Here is a 14,338-nt window from a genome sequence, read left to right on the forward strand (position 1 = left end):
AGACCTGATTGCCGTGGTGGAGGAACAGGCGTCGTGCCAGCTGTACGGCCTGCTCAAGCGCCCGGACGAAAAGTTCGTGACCGAGCATGCGTACGACAATCCCAAGTTCGTCGAGGACATGGTGCGCGATGTCGCCGCGCAATTGAATGTGGAAGACCGCATCGACGCTTACATTGTCGAATCGGAAAATTTCGAATCGATCCATAATCATTCGGCTTACGCGCTGATCGAGCGCGACAAGCGGCGCGATTAGTTCACCCATACTTGAATCGCACCTGACAGGCAGCCATAGCGCTGCCTGTTTTTTGCCGGAATAGCCGTTGTTTTCGCCGTACATCGTGCCCCACCTCGGGGCGGGCATGCCTTAATTCCGTGCATTTCACTCAGGTATGAATTGAGTTTTCCAAACGCCGACACGGTTGGTATCATAAAAAATTCACATTGATTTAATTGAGCTTTCTTCTCCGGTGTGCACACTTGGCGCATCTTCTGCTTGGGTCGGTATGAATCATGCCAATGACACTATCCGGGGAGTGAAACCATCGATTTTTTGTGAAGGAGCATGACCATGAAACACACTATGATCATTTCAGCCTTGGCCATTTCAGGCATTGCACACGCCAACGTGATGGCAGGCCCGCAGGAAGATATTCTGGCGAAAGCCGCAGATGCCAAGAAAGGCGTCATCGTCGCCGTCACCGAACGCGGCAATATTGCCGCCGACACGGCCTGGCTGCTTTCCGCCCAGGTGCAGAAAAGCAACGACTATGCGCCGCTGCTGGTGGTGCTCAAACCCGAGGACCGCGATGTCGTGCTGAAGAAATTGAAGCTGGTCGATGACGCCTTGCCGGCGCTGATCTTCTTTGATCGCCGCGGCAACGAGATTTCGCGCGTCATCGGCGCATATCCGACTGCGTCGTTGAAAAAACTGCGGGCCGTCGCCGCTGCCCCTTGAAGGATTGAACGCACGCCATAAGCAAGCAGCACGGCCATGCCGTGTCTCAATCCCGCAGTTGCAGTCGCCACAGCAGCAATGCGAAGCCAAGCAAGGTCGCCACCGAGGATACGCCGAAGGTGAGGGCCGGGCCCGCCGGCTCCCACATCCAGCCGCTCCATAATCCGCCCGCCGTACCGCCCAGCCCGAAGGAAATGCTGGTGTAAATGGCCTGCCCCTTGGCGTTGTGGCGGCCGCCGAAAAAGCGGTGGATCACCGCGACCGAAGCCGCGTGGTAGGAACCGAACGAGGCTGCGTGCAGCATCTGGGCGACCACGACCACCGCCAGCCATTGCGCGCCGAAGCCGATCAACAGAAAGCGCAGGGTGGCGAGGAGAAAGCTCGCCAGCAGGATATTGCGCAGCCCGCTTGCTGCCACCAGTTTCGGCATCCACAGGAACACCGCCATCTCGCACAGCACGCCGATCGACCACAGCCAGCCCACCGCGCCCTTGCTGTAACCCAGGTCGACCAGGTAAATCGAGTAAAAGGTGTAATACACGCCATGCGCGGCGGCCATCAGGAATCCGGCAGCGAGAAAAGCGGCGACATGGGGGCGCTTGATGATGTCCCATACCGGCGCCTGGTCGCCGTGGTGGGGAATGACGTGCGGCTCGGGAATGCAGCGCGAGAACAGCAGTACGCCGATTTTAAGGCCCAGCACCACCCACAGCAGTGCGCGGATGGGCGCGATATCCAGCAGATATCCCAGCCCGATCACCGATACGATAAATCCGACCGATCCCCACACCCGGATGCGGCCGTAATGCCCGGTGCCCTCCCCCAGATGCCTGAGCGTGACCGCTTCCATCAGCGGCAGCGAAGCGCTCCAGAACACGCACATCAGCGCCATCACCGCAAACAGCCAGCCGAAACTTTCGCCGGCGAACACGCCGAGATAGGCCAGCAGGCTCATCCCTGCGGCGACCTGCACGATGCGCACCCCGCGCCCGGTGTGGTCCGCGAGCCAGCCCCACAGGTTGGGCGCAACCATGCGCGCCACCTGCAACAGCGACATCAGCACGCCGATCTGAAACGAGGTGAATTCCAGCGATTTGAGATACAGGCTCCAGTACGGCGCGAAGGCGCCGACGAAGGCGAAATAGACGAAATAGAAGCCGGACAGCCGCCAGTAGGGGAGTGAATGCATAAATCGAACGGTCGCGAACCTGTAGCGCGGGCGGCCTCGCCTGCGCTATGGCTATTCTATTTGTCCAGTGAACCCGCGATCCTGGGCGTGTCGCACACGACATCGCCACATTGGGCGCGGTGGCGCAATGCATGGTCGATCAGCACCAATGCCAGCATTGCCTCGCAGATCGGCGTCGCGCGCACGCCCACGCACGGGTCGTGGCGGCCGGTGGTCTGCATCGGCATGGCGCTGCCGGAGGTATCGATGGAGCGGCGTTCCTGCGGAATGCTGGAGGTCGGCTTGAAAGCGGTATGCACGACGATATCCTGCCCGGTGGAAATGCCGCCCAGGATGCCGCCGGCGTTATTGGTGACGAAGCCCTCAGGCGTCATTTCGTCGCAATGCTCGCTGCCTTTTTGCGCGACGGAAGCGAAGCCAGAGCCGATTTCCACGCCCTTGGCGGCGTTGATGCCCATCATCGCGTAGGCCAGCTCGGCGTCCAGCCTGTCGTACACCGGCTCGCCCCAGCCCACCGGGACGTTCTCCGCTACCACGGTAATCTTCGCCCCCACCGAATCGCGCGCGGCGCGGATTTTGTCGAGGTAGTCTTCCAGTTGCGGCACGGCGGCAAGGTTGGGCGCAAAAAACGCATTTTGCGCAACGGCTTCCCAATTTTCAAACGGAACCGCGATCTCGCCCAGCTGGCTCATGCAGCCGCGGATGACGATGCCATGGCGCTCCTTCAGCCACTTCTTCGCAATCGCCCCCGCTGCCACCCGTACCGCCGTCTCGCGCGCCGAAGACCGCCCGCCGCCGCGATAATCTCGGAAGCCGTATTTCTGCGTGTAGGTATAGTCGGCATGTCCCGGGCGGAAGGTGTTGGCGATGTTGCCGTAGTCGTGGCTACGCTGGTCATGGTTGCGGATCAGCAGGGCGATGGGGGTGCCGGTGGTCTTGCCCTCGAACACGCCGGAAAGAATCTCCACGGTATCCGGCTCCTGGCGCTGTGTGACATGGCGCGAGGTGCCAGGCTTGCGGCGGTCGAGTTCGGCCTGGATGTCGGCTTCACGCAGTTCCAGCCCCGGCGGGCAACCGTCCACCACACAGCCGATCGCCGGGCCGTGGGATTCGCCGAAAGAGGTGACGGTAAACAGGGTGCCAAGGGTGTTGCCGGACATGGGTCAAGCTCGCAGAAGGTTGAATTTGAGGGTGATTTTAACAGATTTTCACCCTCTCCCCTTGTGGGAGAGGGCTGGGGTGAGGGGCCGGCATGTCATTCCGCAAGAAAGTAACTCGCCCGTCGGAGCGAGACCGACGGTTTTAAGCTTTTAAATTCCTAGATTCCGGATCAAGCCCGGAATGACGTGGCAGCCATTCGACATGCCCGTAATCCCAATTCCCCGCTAGAATACCGCCCATGACTTTCCCCTACGAACTCTTCATCGGCCTGCGCTATACCCGCGCCAAACGCCGCAACCATTTCATCTCCTTCATTTCCATGACCTCCATGCTCGGCATCGCGTTGGGCGTGGCGGCGCTGATCGTGGTGCTGTCGGTGATGAACGGCTTTCAGAACGAGCTGCGCACGCGTATTCTGGGCGTAGCCTCGCATCTGCAGATCAGCGGCAGCAACAATGCGCTGGCGGATTGGCAGGGTGTAGTGAATTTCGTCAAGGGTTCGCCGCAGGTGCGGGCGGCGGCACCCTACATCATGGCGCAGGGCCTGCTGTCGCTGGATCAGGCGGTGCAGGGGGCGATGGTGCGCGGCATTCTGCCGGCCGAGGAAGACAAGGTGGCCGAGCTCGGCGCGCATATGAAAGTGGGCAGGCTTTCCGATTTGAAGGCGGGCGAGTTCGGCATCGTGCTGGGGGCGGAACTCGCCCAATCCATCGGCGCCAGTCTGGGCGACAAGGTGGTGGTGATGGCGCCGCAGGGGCAGTTCACGCCGACCGGGGTGGTGCCGCGCATCAAACAATTCCGCGTGGTGGGTATTTTCCAGGTGGGCATGTACGAGTACGACGCGACGCTGGCGCTGATCCACATGGACGACGCGGCCAAGCTTTACCGCATGGGCGACAAGGTATCCGGCGTGCGGCTCAAGCTCGCCGACCTCTACCAGGCGCCGCGCATTGCGCGCGAACTGGCGGCACAGCTGGCCGGTCATGGGGCCTATTACATCAGCGACTGGACCGAGCAGCACGCCAACTTCTTCCGCGCGGTGCAGATGGAGAAGCGCGTGATGTTCGTGATTCTGACTTTGATCGTTGCGGTGGCGGCGTTCAACATCGTTTCCACGCTGGTGATGGCGGTCACCGACAAGCGCGCCGATATCGCCATCCTGCGTACTCTCGGCGCATCGCCCGGCAGCATCATGAAAATATTCATCGTGCAGGGCGCCTTGATCGGCTGCATCGGCACGCTCATCGGCGCGCTGGGCGGGGTAGTGCTGGCGCTCAATATCGATGTGGTGGTGCCGGCGATCGAGCATACTTTTGGCGTGCAGTTTCTGGCCAAGGATGTGTACTACATCAGTGACCTGCCGTCGCAATTGCAGTGGGGCGATGTGGCGACGATCACCGGCGTGTCGCTGGTGCTGTCGCTCTTGGCGACGCTGTACCCCAGCTGGCGCGCGGCCAAGACCAATCCGGCGGAGGCGCTGCGTTATGAATAATCCCATCCTCGCCTGCCGCGGCCTGCACAAAACCTATGCCGGGCTGGAAGTCGCGGTGCTGGGCGGTATCGATCTTAGCGTGGCGCATGGCGAACAACTCGCGATTGTCGGCGCCTCGGGTTCCGGCAAGAGCACCTTACTGCACCTGCTGGGCGGCCTCGATACGCCATCGCAGGGCGAAGTCGACCTGATGGGCAAAAGCTTGGCCGAGCTTACCGAGGCTGAGCGCGGCGACTTGCGCAATGAGGCGCTGGGCTTCATCTATCAGTTCCATCATCTGCTGCCGGAGTTCACCGCGCTGGAAAACGTCGCGATGCCGCTGCTGGTGCGCCGCCTGCCGCGGCACGAAGCCCTTGAGCAGGCTGCCGACATGCTGCAGCGCGTCGGCCTGGGCCACCGGCTGGAACACACGCCGGGCGAGCTTTCCGGCGGCGAACGCCAGCGCGCGGCGGTGGCGCGGGCGCTGGTTACCCAGCCGCGGTGCGTGCTGGCCGACGAGCCCACCGGCAACCTCGACCGCCATACCGCGGACGCGGTATTCGACCTGATGCTGCAGCTCAATCGTGATCTGGGCACCGGCTTCGTCGTGGTGACGCACGATCTCAGCCTGGCGGCGCGCCTGGGGCGCACGCTGCATCTGGATGATGGCCGCTTGTCGTAGGAGCGATGCGTAGCATCCTGCTGGCATTTGTTGGCGGGGCGTGGCTGCTCCAGCAACAGCCGGCGCTGCCCAATGTGCTGTGGGGTTTGCCGTTGCTGCCGTGTTGTGCAGCGGCATATTTTTTGCCGCGCCGCGTTGTTCTTTCCCGATCACTGCTGATCTTCTGCGCATTGGCCGCCGGTTTTTTGTGGGCGGCGGCGTTGGCCCGATACCGGCTGGCCGACGAACTGCCGTCGGCATGGGAAGGCCGGGATATCGAGCTGGTCGGCGTCGTCGCCGAGCTGCCCCGCCCGCAGCAGCGCGGCGAACGTTTCCTGTTCGACGTGGAGCAGGTGCTGACGCCGCAGGCGCATGTTCCGGCGCGGATTTCTCTGGCTTATTACGCCGCCGGCTTCCGCGAAAAATCTCCCGGAAACTTCATCGGTAAATTCCATCCCGGCGAACGCTGGCGGCTCACGGCGCGCCTCAAACACCCGCACGGCAGCTACAACCCCAGTGGTTTCGATTTCGAGGCCTGGGCGCTGGAGCGCAACATCCGCGCCACCGGGTATCTGCGCAAGAGCACAACCACCCAACGCCTGCGCGGTATGGTGTACCGCCCGTCTTATGTCGTCGAGCGCACTCGGGAGGGCGTGCGCGACCATTTCCGCGACGTGCTGGGCGGCCAGCCGTATGAAGGCGTATTGCGGGCATTGGCGATCGGCGACGAAAGCGGCATCACCCGTGCGGACTGGCAGGTGTTCCTGCGGACCGGGGTCAACCACCTGATGAGTATTTCCGGTCTGCATGTGACGATGGTGTCGGGGCTATTCTTCGCATTGACCTACGGCTTGTGGCGCCGCGTGCCGCTTCTTACGCTGCGGCTGCCCGCGCGCAAGGCAGCGGCGCTGGTCGGGGTGCTGGCCGCGCTGGTTTACGCGCTGCTGGCCGGGTTTGCGGTGCCGACGCAACGCACGGTCTATATGCTGGCGGTGGTCGCGGCGGCGCTGTGGTGGGGCAGGGATATCCCGATATCGCTGGTGCTGGGCTGGGCATTGTTCGTGACCGTGCTGCTCGATCCGTGGGCGGTGCTGGCGCCCGGCTTCTGGTTATCGTTCGGCGCAGTGGCGGCCATGGTGTATGCCGGCAGCGGGCGCCTGGCGCGTGCCCACTGGCTGCGCGCGGCGGCGCATGCCCAGTGGGCGGTCACGCTGGGGCTGATTCCGCTATTGCTGGCGCTGTTCCAGCAGGTTTCCATCGTCTCGCCGCTGGCCAATGCCTTCGCGATTCCGATAGTGAGCCTGGTCGTGGTACCGCTGGCCTTGCTGGGGGCGATTGTTCCGGTGGATGCCATCCTGCTGGCTGCGCACCAGGTGATGGTGTGGTGCATGGATCTGTTGCAATGGATGAGCGCGTTGCCGGATGCGGTCTGGCAGCAGCATGCGCCGCCGCCGTGGACGGTGCCGCTGGCGCTGCTGGGCGTGATGTGGCTGCTGTTACCGCGCGGTTTTCCGGCACGCTGGCTGGGTCTGCCGGCATGCCTGCCGATGTTTCTGCTGTTGCCGCCATTGCCCGCCCCGGGCGAGCTGAAGGTCGCGGTGCTGGATGTCGGGCAGGGGCTGGCGGTGGTGGCGCAGACTGCTCACCACGCGCTGCTGTACGATGCCGGCCCGCGTTTCAGCGACGATGCCGACAGCGGCAGCTGGGTCATCGTGCCTTTCCTGCGCGGCGCGGGCATAGGCCGGCTGGACGGATTGATCGTCAGCCACGACGATCTTGACCATAGCGGCGGGGCGCAATCGGTGCTGGACGCGGTGCCGGTCGGGTGGTTCGCTTCTTCGCTGCCGCCGGGGCACGAACTGCTGGACGAGGCTCCCGGCCCGCGCCCCTGTTTTGCCGGCCAGACCTGGCAATGGGACGGGGTGCGTTTCGAGATGCTGCATCCGGGCTGGGGCAGTTATGGCAACGCAGGCTTGAAGGACAACTTCCGTAGCTGCGTGCTGAAAGTGACGAGCGCCTACGGCAGCCTGCTGCTTCCCGCCGATATCGAGCGCGATGCCGAAGCCGAACTGCTGGCGCAGCAACCGTCGGCATTGGCGGCCGACGTGCTGGTGGCGCCGCATCACGGCAGCAAAACTTCGTCGTCCGCAGACTTTCTGCATCAGGTGCATCCTTCGATCGCCATTTTCACCATGGGCTACCGCAATCGTTTCGGCCATCCCAAGCCGGAGGTGGTGGAACGCTATCGCGATCTGGGCGGCCGCCTGTACCGTTCCGATGCGGACGGGATGGTGCAGCTGGATTTCGCCGCGGACGGCATCGCCGTCCGATCATGGCGCCGGGCCAGGCCCCGCTATTGGCTTGCCGAAAGCGAGGATGCGCGTTAAAGTAGCGCGAATTTTTCGGGACTTCTTTCCTAATACTATGTGGACACTCATTCAAGCTGCCGGTTGGCCGATCTGGCCGTTGATTATTGCTTCCATCATTTCGCTGGCCATTATCGGCGAACGGTTCTGGTCGTTGCGCACCGAATTGGTGGCTCCCAAATCCCTGCTGCCTGAAGTGCAGGCTACGTTGAAGCAGGGCGGGGTGACCAGGGACGCCTGCGTGCGACTGGAAAATCACTCTCCGCTGGGCGAGATTTTCGCCAGTGCGCTGAGCAACGTGGATACCTCGCGCGAAGTGATGAAAGAGGCGATCGAGGAAACCGGACGCGCGGTCGCGCATAAGCTGGAACGCTATTTGACCACGCTGGGCACGATCGCCACCGTGAGCCCTTTGCTCGGCCTCTTGGGCACGGTGATCGGCATGGTGGAGCTGTTCGGCGCTTTTACCGCCACCGGCCATGATGTGGCAATGTTCGCGCGCGGGATTTCCGTGGCGCTGTACAACACCGCGATGGGCATCGTCGTCGCCGTCCCCAGCATGATTTTCTACCGCCATTTCCGGGCTAAAGTCGACAGTTTGATCGTCGACATGGAACAGGAAGCCATCAAGCTGGTGGAAATCGTTCACGGCGAGCGCAAATAATGAATTTCCGTCGCGGCCGGGGGCATGAAGACCTCGAAATCAATCTGGTGCCGTTGATCGACGTGCTGCTGGTGATCATCATTTTTCTGGTGGTAAGCGCGACGTTCTCCCGCATCAACGAACTGCAGATCAACCTGCCCACCGCCGAAGCCAACCAGCAGCAGGAAAAGCCGCAGCTGATCAATGTCGGCATCGACGCCAACGGACGTACCGAAATCAATAATGCCGACGTGCCCGAGCGCACTGTGGACAAGCTCACGCTGGCATTGCGCAAGGCTGCCGGCAGCGGCAAGGAGCCTACGGTCATCATCAGCGCCGACGCGCATACCACTCACCAATCCGTGATCAACGTCATGGAGGCGGCACGCCAGGCCGGCCTCACCCATATCACCTTTGCCACGCAAAGTTCCGGTTCTTGAGTTAACCACGGCGAACGCGGGGACGGCCTTTAAAACCGTGTTCCCATGCCGGCGGATGATCAGAACATCCATGATGTTTGGTTGCCCCCGTGGTAAATTTCTCACTTATGTCCGCCATTACATCTGACGCAAAAACCCTGTACCTCCGCCTGTTGCGCTATGCATGGCGCCATTGGCCGGTATTCCTGCTGAGTATCGCTTCGCTGGCGATCTTTTCCGCTACCAATACCGGGTTCCTGGCATCGATCAAGATGGTTACCGATCAGGGTTTCGTGCAGCGCGATCCGGCCAAGCTTAGTCTGCTGCCGTGGATACTGTTCGGATTACTGACATTGCGCGCGCTCGCAGGCTTTATTTCCAGCTTCAGCATGCGCTGGGTGGCGCGGCGGGTGGTCGAGCGCATCCGTCTCGACGCGTTCAATCAGCTGATGGTGTTGCCGGTCAGTTTTTTCGACGCACATTCCGCCGGCGTAGTCACCGCCAAGCTTACCTACGATACCGAGCAAATGACCAAGGTTTCGACCAACGTCGCAGTAACGCTGGTGCGCGACAGCCTGACCATACTCGGCATGATCGGTTACATGCTGTACCTGGACTGGCGGTTGACCATGGTGTTTGCGGTGATGGCGCCGCTGATCGCGCTGTATCTGCGCCGCATGACGCCGTTGCTGCGCGGCGCCGGCAAAACCGTGCAGGAGTCGGTGGGCAGCATGATGCGCATTTCCGAAGAAGCCGTCAGCGGCAACCGGGTAGTAAAGATTTTCGGCGGCGGCGATTACGAATACGGCCGTTTTGCCGATGCGGTCGGACTCAATCGCCGCATGCAGATCCGCCTGGGGCGCATTTCCGGCATCAACAGCATGGTGGTGGAGGTGATCGCCGCCGCCGCGCTGTCGCTGATCGTGTTCTATGCGGTCGGCAAGTTTAGCGCCGGCGAATTCGCCGCCTTCATCGGCGCGGTGCTGATGCTGATCTCGCCAGTCAAGAGCCTCACCGGCCTGAATGAAGACTTGCAGGTGGGGCTGGCGGCGGCGCAGAGCGTGTTTTCGCTGATGGATACCCCGCCGGAAAACGATACCGGCACCGGCCTGCTTGGCCGCGCCGGCGGCGAAATCGAATTGCGCAACGTCACACTGCGTTACGACAATGCCAAACGCGATGCCTTGCTGGATGTGAGCCTGACAGTAAAACCCGGTGAGAAAATCGCGCTGGTCGGCCGTTCCGGCGGGGGCAAGACCTCTCTGGTCAATCTGTTGCCGCGGTTTTATGAACTGCAGCAGGGAGCAATTCTGCTCGATGGCGTGAACGTGCGCGAACTGACGCTGGCCAGCCTGCGGTCCCAATTTGCGCTGGTCAGCCAGGATGTCACGCTGTTCAACGATACCGTGCTCAACAATATTGCCTACGGCGCCCTGCGCGGCGCCAGCGAGGCGGAAGTCATCGCCGCTGCCGAAGCCGCCTACGCCTGGGAATTCATCCAGCAGCTGCCCGAAGGGTTGCAGAGTGAAGTCGGCGACCGCGGTGTGCGGCTTTCCGGCGGCCAGCGCCAGCGGCTGGCGATTGCCCGTGCGATACTCAAAAATGCCCCCGTCCTGCTGCTGGACGAGGCCACTTCGGCGCTCGATACCGAATCCGAAAAACATGTGCAGGCAGCACTTGACTGCCTGATGCAGAATCGCACCACGCTGATCATCGCCCACCGCCTGTCCACGATCGAAAATGCCGACCGTATCCTGGTGATGGAACAAGGCCGGATCCTGGAAATGGGCGCCCACGCCGAACTGCTGGCCCAGGATGGCCACTATGCCGCACTCTACCGGCGCCAGTTCCATTAAATTCGCCGCCTGGCTGCAACGCCAATGGCAAGGCGTCACGCCATGGCAGGTGCTGCTGCTTCCCTTAGCACTGGCGTTCGCCGTGTTGAGCGCAACGCGGCGGCTGTGCTATCGCGTCGGCCTGCTGCGCAGCTACGGCATGTCGGTGCCGGTGATCGTTGTCGGCAACCTGACCGTCGGCGGTGCCGGCAAAACGCCACTGGTGCTGTGGCTGGCGGAGTTTCTGCGCAGCCAGGGATATCGTCCCGGCATTATCAGTCGCGGCTATGGCGGCCGTGCGCTGCGGCCGCAGTCGGTGTCGGGCGCCAGCGACCCCGCCCTGGTCGGCGATGAACCGGTGCTGCTGGCCCGGCGTGCACAGTGCCCGGTATGGGTCGGCGTCAGGCGCGTAGAAGTCGCGCGCGCCCTGCTTGCCGCGCGTCCCGATTGCGATGTGCTGATCAGCGACGACGGCCTGCAGCATTACCGATTAAGGCGTGACGCCGAAATTGCCGTGGTGGATGGCGAGCGGCGTTTCGGCAACGCTTTGCTGCTGCCCGCAGGCCCGCTGCGGGAGCCGCGCTCGCGCCTGGCATCGGTGGATGCGGTGGTGGTGAACGATGGCGCTGTTGCAGCCGGCGAATATGCGATGCGGCTGTCCGGTGCGATTTTCCGCCGGTTGCACAATGAAGAGACCGCAACCGCTCCCGATTTTGCCGGCAAACGGCTGCATGCCATCGCCGGCATCGGACATCCGCAGCGGTTTTTCGCGCACTTGCGCAAATTGGGATTAACGGCGATCGGGCATCCCTTCCCCGATCACCACGCTTTCCGGCCGCAGGATTTGCAATTCGACAATGCCGACGCGATACTGATGACCGAAAAAGACGCGGTAAAATGCGCGGCTTTTGCTTCGGACAACTGCTGGGTACTTGCGGTGAGCGCCGAAGTGGACGCCGCGCTGGGGAGCCGGCTGCTGGAAAAACTAAGGAAACATCATGGACGCCAAACTGCTTGAAATTCTGGTCTGCCCGCTATGCAAGGGGCCGCTGCTCTATAAAAAGCCCGAACAGGAACTGATCTGTAAACCCTGCAGGCTGGCCTATCCGGTCAGGGACGGCATTCCGGTAATGCTGGAAGACGAAGCGCGCAAACTGCCGCCGGGCGAAGAGGTATAAGCGTGACGGCATTCCATGTCGTCATTCCTGCGCGGTACGCTTCCACCCGCCTACCTGGCAAGCCCCTGCTGGATATTGCCGGCAAGCCGATGGTGGTGCATGTGGCGGTGCGGGCGTTGGCCAGCGGTGCGGCATCGGTCGTGGTGGCGACGGATCATGAGGGTGTTGCCCTGGCGGTGCGGGCGCATGGTCTCGAAGCGATCATGACTCGCGCCGACCATCCCTCGGGGACCGACCGCATAGCCGAAGTGGCAGCAGCAAAAGGCTGGACGCCGACGGAAATCGTCGTCAACGTGCAGGGCGACGAACCGTTGATCGAGCCGGCACTGATCCGCGAAGTGGCCGATAATCTTGCCGGCCACCCCGATGCCGCCATTGCGACGGCTTGCCACGCGATTGCGGACAAGGCCGAGATGCTCAATCCCAATGTGGTCAAGGTGGTGGCCGACTGTCACGGCCATGCACTGTACTTTAGCCGGGCGCCGATTCCCTGGGCGCGCGATGCTTTCGCGGCAGCCGGCGGTACATTGCCTGGCGGCTTGCCCGTCAACCGTCATATCGGCATCTACGCCTATCGGGTCGATTTCCTCAAAGCCTACGCCGGCCTGAAGCCTGCACCTATCGAACAGTTCGAGGCGCTCGAGCAGTTAAGGGCGTTGTGGCACGGCTATAAAATCAGCGTCCTCGTCACCTCCCATGCGCCTGCTGCCGGCGTGGATACGGCGGATGATTTGCGGCGTGTGCGCCAGCTGTTTTCCAGCTGCCGACCCCTTCTGGCCTGAAATGGTTTTGGAGTAAGCTGGCGTATGATCCGGAATTCTTCAGGAGATCTGCCATGGCTAAACCCAAAAACGCTTTTTACGCACAGTCGGGCGGTGTGACCGCCGTCATCAACGCCTCCGCCTGTGGCGTCATCGAAACCGCGCGCAGGCACAAGGGCAAGATCGGCAAGGTCTATGCCGGCCGCAACGGCATCGTCGGCGCGCTGACCGAGGATCTGATCGATACCAGCCAGGAATCAGATAAAGCCATCGCCGCGTTGCGCCATACGCCGTCCGGCGCGTTCGGCTCCTGTCGCTACAAGCTCAAGGGACTGGAAGAAAATCGCGCCGAATACGAGCGCCTGATCGAGGTGTTCAAGGCGCACGACATCGGCTATTTCTTCTACAACGGCGGTGGCGATTCCGCCGATACCTGTCTCAAGATTTCGCAATTGTCCGACACCATGGGTTACCCCATCCAGGCGATACACGTGCCCAAGACCGTGGACAACGATTTGCCGATCACCGACTGCTGCCCGGGTTTCGGCTCCGCCGCCAAATACATCGCGGTTTCGGTGCGCGAGGCCAGTTTCGACGTGGCTTCGATGGCCAAGACTTCGACCAAGGTATTCGTCATGGAGGTGATGGGGCGCCACGCCGGGTGGATCGCGGCTGCCGGCGGGCTGGCTTCGAGCAAGGACTGTGAGCTGCCCATCGTGATTCTGTTCCCGGAAGTCGTTTTCAACCGGGAGAAGTTCCTCTCCAAGGTCGATGCGATGGTGAAAAAGCACGGCTACTGCTCGGTAGTGGTGTCCGAGGGGGTGAAGACCGCCGACGGCAAATTTCTTGCCGAATCAGGCATCAAGGACGCTTTCGGACACGCCCAGCTGGGCGGCGTGGCGCCATTGGTCGCCAATATGATCAAGGATGCGCTGGGGTATCGATTCCATTGGGCGGTGGCGGATTACCTGCAACGCGCTGCGCGGCATATTGCTTCCAAAACCGATGTCGAACACGCCTACGCGCTCGGGAAAGCCGCCGTGGAACTGGCGATCAAGGGCGAGAACGCCGTCATGCCGGCTATCCTGCGCAAGTCCGATAGCCCGTATAAATGGAAGGTCGGCGTCGCGCCGCTGAAGGATGTCGCCAATATTGAAAAAAAGATGCCGCGTAGCTTTATCAGCAAGGACGGCTTCGGCATTACCGCGGCATGCCGCAAATATTTGCGGCCCCTTATTGCCGGAGAGGACTATCCGCCCTATAATGACGGGCTTCCGAGATACATTCGGTTGAAAAACGAGGCGGTGCAGAAGAAATTATCCGCTGAGTTCGAGGTGTTGAAATAAAAGCTTCATAAACGCCTTGACCATCTGCGCAGGATCTATATAATGCGCGGCTCGTTTGAAGTTGAGGTGTGAAATAAAAGCGTCACGAACACCTTGACCGGCCGCGCAAGCTCTGTATAATGCGCGGCTCGCTGCTACGGCGGCAAAGCTCTTTAACAACCAGACAACCGACAGGTGTGGGTGTTTGTAGGCGGGAAGTCGACTGGCCCCGGTCTTCGGATCGGGGCGTCGAAATCTCGAAATACAAGTGCTTACATCTAAAGAATGGAAATAGGTGCAAACCTAGATTCATTTGAAGTTTTAAGCCAAGCGATTGGATGCTCGTTTAACCGCGAGTATCAAAAGTAAATTAG

Annotated in this window: 14 protein-coding genes; 12 read left to right on the plus strand and 2 right to left on the minus strand. The window is 61.6% G+C overall.

Going from position 1 to position 14,338, the window contains the following annotated elements:
- A partial coding sequence (locus VGK14_RS00430; RefSeq protein WP_331506917.1) for a GTP cyclohydrolase, FolE2/MptA family occupies nt 1-253 on the plus strand: 253 nt, incomplete at its 5' end.
- Between the two features lie 315 nt (nt 254-568).
- Nucleotides 569-955: a hypothetical protein gene (locus VGK14_RS00435; RefSeq protein WP_331506918.1), complete on the plus strand. Its 387-nt coding sequence runs from the start codon at nt 569-571 to the stop codon at nt 953-955.
- A gap of 46 nt (nt 956-1,001) precedes the next feature.
- Here VGK14_RS00435 and VGK14_RS00440 read toward each other — a convergent pair whose 3' ends face one another.
- Nucleotides 1,002-2,144: an MFS transporter gene (locus tag VGK14_RS00440; protein WP_331506919.1), complete on the minus strand. Its 1,143-nt coding sequence runs from the start codon at nt 2,142-2,144 to the stop codon at nt 1,002-1,004.
- Between the two features lie 56 nt (nt 2,145-2,200).
- On the minus strand, nt 2,201-3,304 hold the full coding sequence (aroC, locus tag VGK14_RS00445) for a chorismate synthase (protein ID WP_331506920.1): 1,104 nt from the start codon (nt 3,302-3,304) through the stop codon (nt 2,201-2,203).
- Nucleotides 3,305-3,543: 239 nt separating this feature from the next.
- Between aroC and VGK14_RS00450 the strand changes: the two genes are divergently transcribed.
- The 10 genes from VGK14_RS00450 to VGK14_RS00495 all read left to right on the plus strand — a co-directional run bounded on the left by VGK14_RS00450 (nt 3,544) and on the right by VGK14_RS00495 (nt 13,985).
- Entirely contained in the window at nt 3,544-4,797 is a 1,254-nt protein-coding gene (locus tag VGK14_RS00450; protein WP_331506921.1) for a lipoprotein-releasing ABC transporter permease subunit, read from the plus strand.
- Nucleotides 4,790-5,458, plus strand: coding sequence for a lipoprotein-releasing ABC transporter ATP-binding protein LolD (gene lolD / locus VGK14_RS00455; RefSeq protein WP_331506922.1), 669 nt, complete (start codon nt 4,790-4,792; stop codon nt 5,456-5,458). Before VGK14_RS00450 ends, lolD begins: the two co-directional genes overlap by 8 nt.
- A 5-nt stretch (nt 5,459-5,463) precedes the next feature.
- On the plus strand, nt 5,464-7,824 hold the full coding sequence (locus tag VGK14_RS00460) for a DNA internalization-related competence protein ComEC/Rec2 (protein WP_331506923.1): 2,361 nt from the start codon (nt 5,464-5,466) through the stop codon (nt 7,822-7,824).
- Between the two features lie 37 nt (nt 7,825-7,861).
- The gene (locus VGK14_RS00465; RefSeq protein WP_331506924.1) at nt 7,862-8,467 is read left to right on the plus strand and encodes a MotA/TolQ/ExbB proton channel family protein; all 606 of its coding nucleotides are present in this window, start codon (nt 7,862-7,864) and stop codon (nt 8,465-8,467) included.
- A complete protein-coding gene (locus VGK14_RS00470; RefSeq protein WP_331506925.1) occupies nt 8,467-8,886 on the plus strand; it encodes a biopolymer transporter ExbD in 420 nt (139 codons plus the stop codon). Before VGK14_RS00465 ends, VGK14_RS00470 begins: the two co-directional genes overlap by 1 nt.
- A 107-nt stretch (nt 8,887-8,993) precedes the next feature.
- Entirely contained in the window at nt 8,994-10,721 is a 1,728-nt protein-coding gene (msbA, locus tag VGK14_RS00475; RefSeq protein WP_331506926.1) for a lipid A export permease/ATP-binding protein MsbA, read from the plus strand.
- On the plus strand, nt 10,690-11,718 hold the full coding sequence (lpxK, locus tag VGK14_RS00480; RefSeq protein ID WP_331506927.1) for a tetraacyldisaccharide 4'-kinase: 1,029 nt from the start codon (nt 10,690-10,692) through the stop codon (nt 11,716-11,718). Before msbA ends, lpxK begins: the two co-directional genes overlap by 32 nt.
- The gene (locus tag VGK14_RS00485) at nt 11,699-11,878 is read left to right on the plus strand and encodes a Trm112 family protein (protein ID WP_331506928.1); all 180 of its coding nucleotides are present in this window, start codon (nt 11,699-11,701) and stop codon (nt 11,876-11,878) included. Before lpxK ends, VGK14_RS00485 begins: the two co-directional genes overlap by 20 nt.
- A gap of 2 nt (nt 11,879-11,880) precedes the next feature.
- Nucleotides 11,881-12,660 carry a 3-deoxy-manno-octulosonate cytidylyltransferase gene (kdsB, locus tag VGK14_RS00490; protein WP_331506929.1) on the plus strand — a complete coding sequence of 260 codons (780 nt, stop codon included), beginning with the start codon at nt 11,881-11,883 and terminating at the stop codon, nt 12,658-12,660.
- Nucleotides 12,661-12,713: 53 nt separating this feature from the next.
- The gene (locus VGK14_RS00495; protein WP_331506930.1) at nt 12,714-13,985 is read left to right on the plus strand and encodes a 6-phosphofructokinase; all 1,272 of its coding nucleotides are present in this window, start codon (nt 12,714-12,716) and stop codon (nt 13,983-13,985) included.
- Nucleotides 13,986-14,338 lie beyond the last annotated feature (353 nt).

Source organism: Novimethylophilus sp., from assembly GCF_036504375.1.
Lineage (GTDB): Bacteria > Pseudomonadota > Gammaproteobacteria > Burkholderiales > Methylophilaceae > Novimethylophilus.

What these genes read in the sequence shown, in the direction of transcription:
- VGK14_RS00435 (WP_331506918.1), top strand. Translation starts at nt 569, where the DNA reads ATGAAACACACTATGATCATTTCAGCCTTGGCCATTTCAGGCATTGCA.
- VGK14_RS00440 (WP_331506919.1), bottom strand. Translation starts at nt 2,144, where the DNA reads ATGCATTCACTCCCCTACTGGCGGCTGTCCGGCTTCTATTTCGTCTAT.
- aroC (WP_331506920.1), bottom strand. Translation starts at nt 3,304, where the DNA reads ATGTCCGGCAACACCCTTGGCACCCTGTTTACCGTCACCTCTTTCGGC.
- VGK14_RS00450 (WP_331506921.1), top strand. Translation starts at nt 3,544, where the DNA reads ATGACTTTCCCCTACGAACTCTTCATCGGCCTGCGCTATACCCGCGCC.
- lolD (WP_331506922.1), top strand. Translation starts at nt 4,790, where the DNA reads ATGAATAATCCCATCCTCGCCTGCCGCGGCCTGCACAAAACCTATGCC.
- VGK14_RS00460 (WP_331506923.1), top strand. Translation starts at nt 5,464, where the DNA reads ATGCGTAGCATCCTGCTGGCATTTGTTGGCGGGGCGTGGCTGCTCCAG.
- VGK14_RS00465 (WP_331506924.1), top strand. Translation starts at nt 7,862, where the DNA reads ATGTGGACACTCATTCAAGCTGCCGGTTGGCCGATCTGGCCGTTGATT.
- VGK14_RS00470 (WP_331506925.1), top strand. Translation starts at nt 8,467, where the DNA reads ATGAATTTCCGTCGCGGCCGGGGGCATGAAGACCTCGAAATCAATCTG.
- msbA (WP_331506926.1), top strand. Translation starts at nt 8,994, where the DNA reads ATGTCCGCCATTACATCTGACGCAAAAACCCTGTACCTCCGCCTGTTG.
- lpxK (WP_331506927.1), top strand. Translation starts at nt 10,690, where the DNA reads ATGCCGCACTCTACCGGCGCCAGTTCCATTAAATTCGCCGCCTGGCTG.
- VGK14_RS00485 (WP_331506928.1), top strand. Translation starts at nt 11,699, where the DNA reads ATGGACGCCAAACTGCTTGAAATTCTGGTCTGCCCGCTATGCAAGGGG.
- VGK14_RS00495 (WP_331506930.1), top strand. Translation starts at nt 12,714, where the DNA reads ATGGCTAAACCCAAAAACGCTTTTTACGCACAGTCGGGCGGTGTGACC.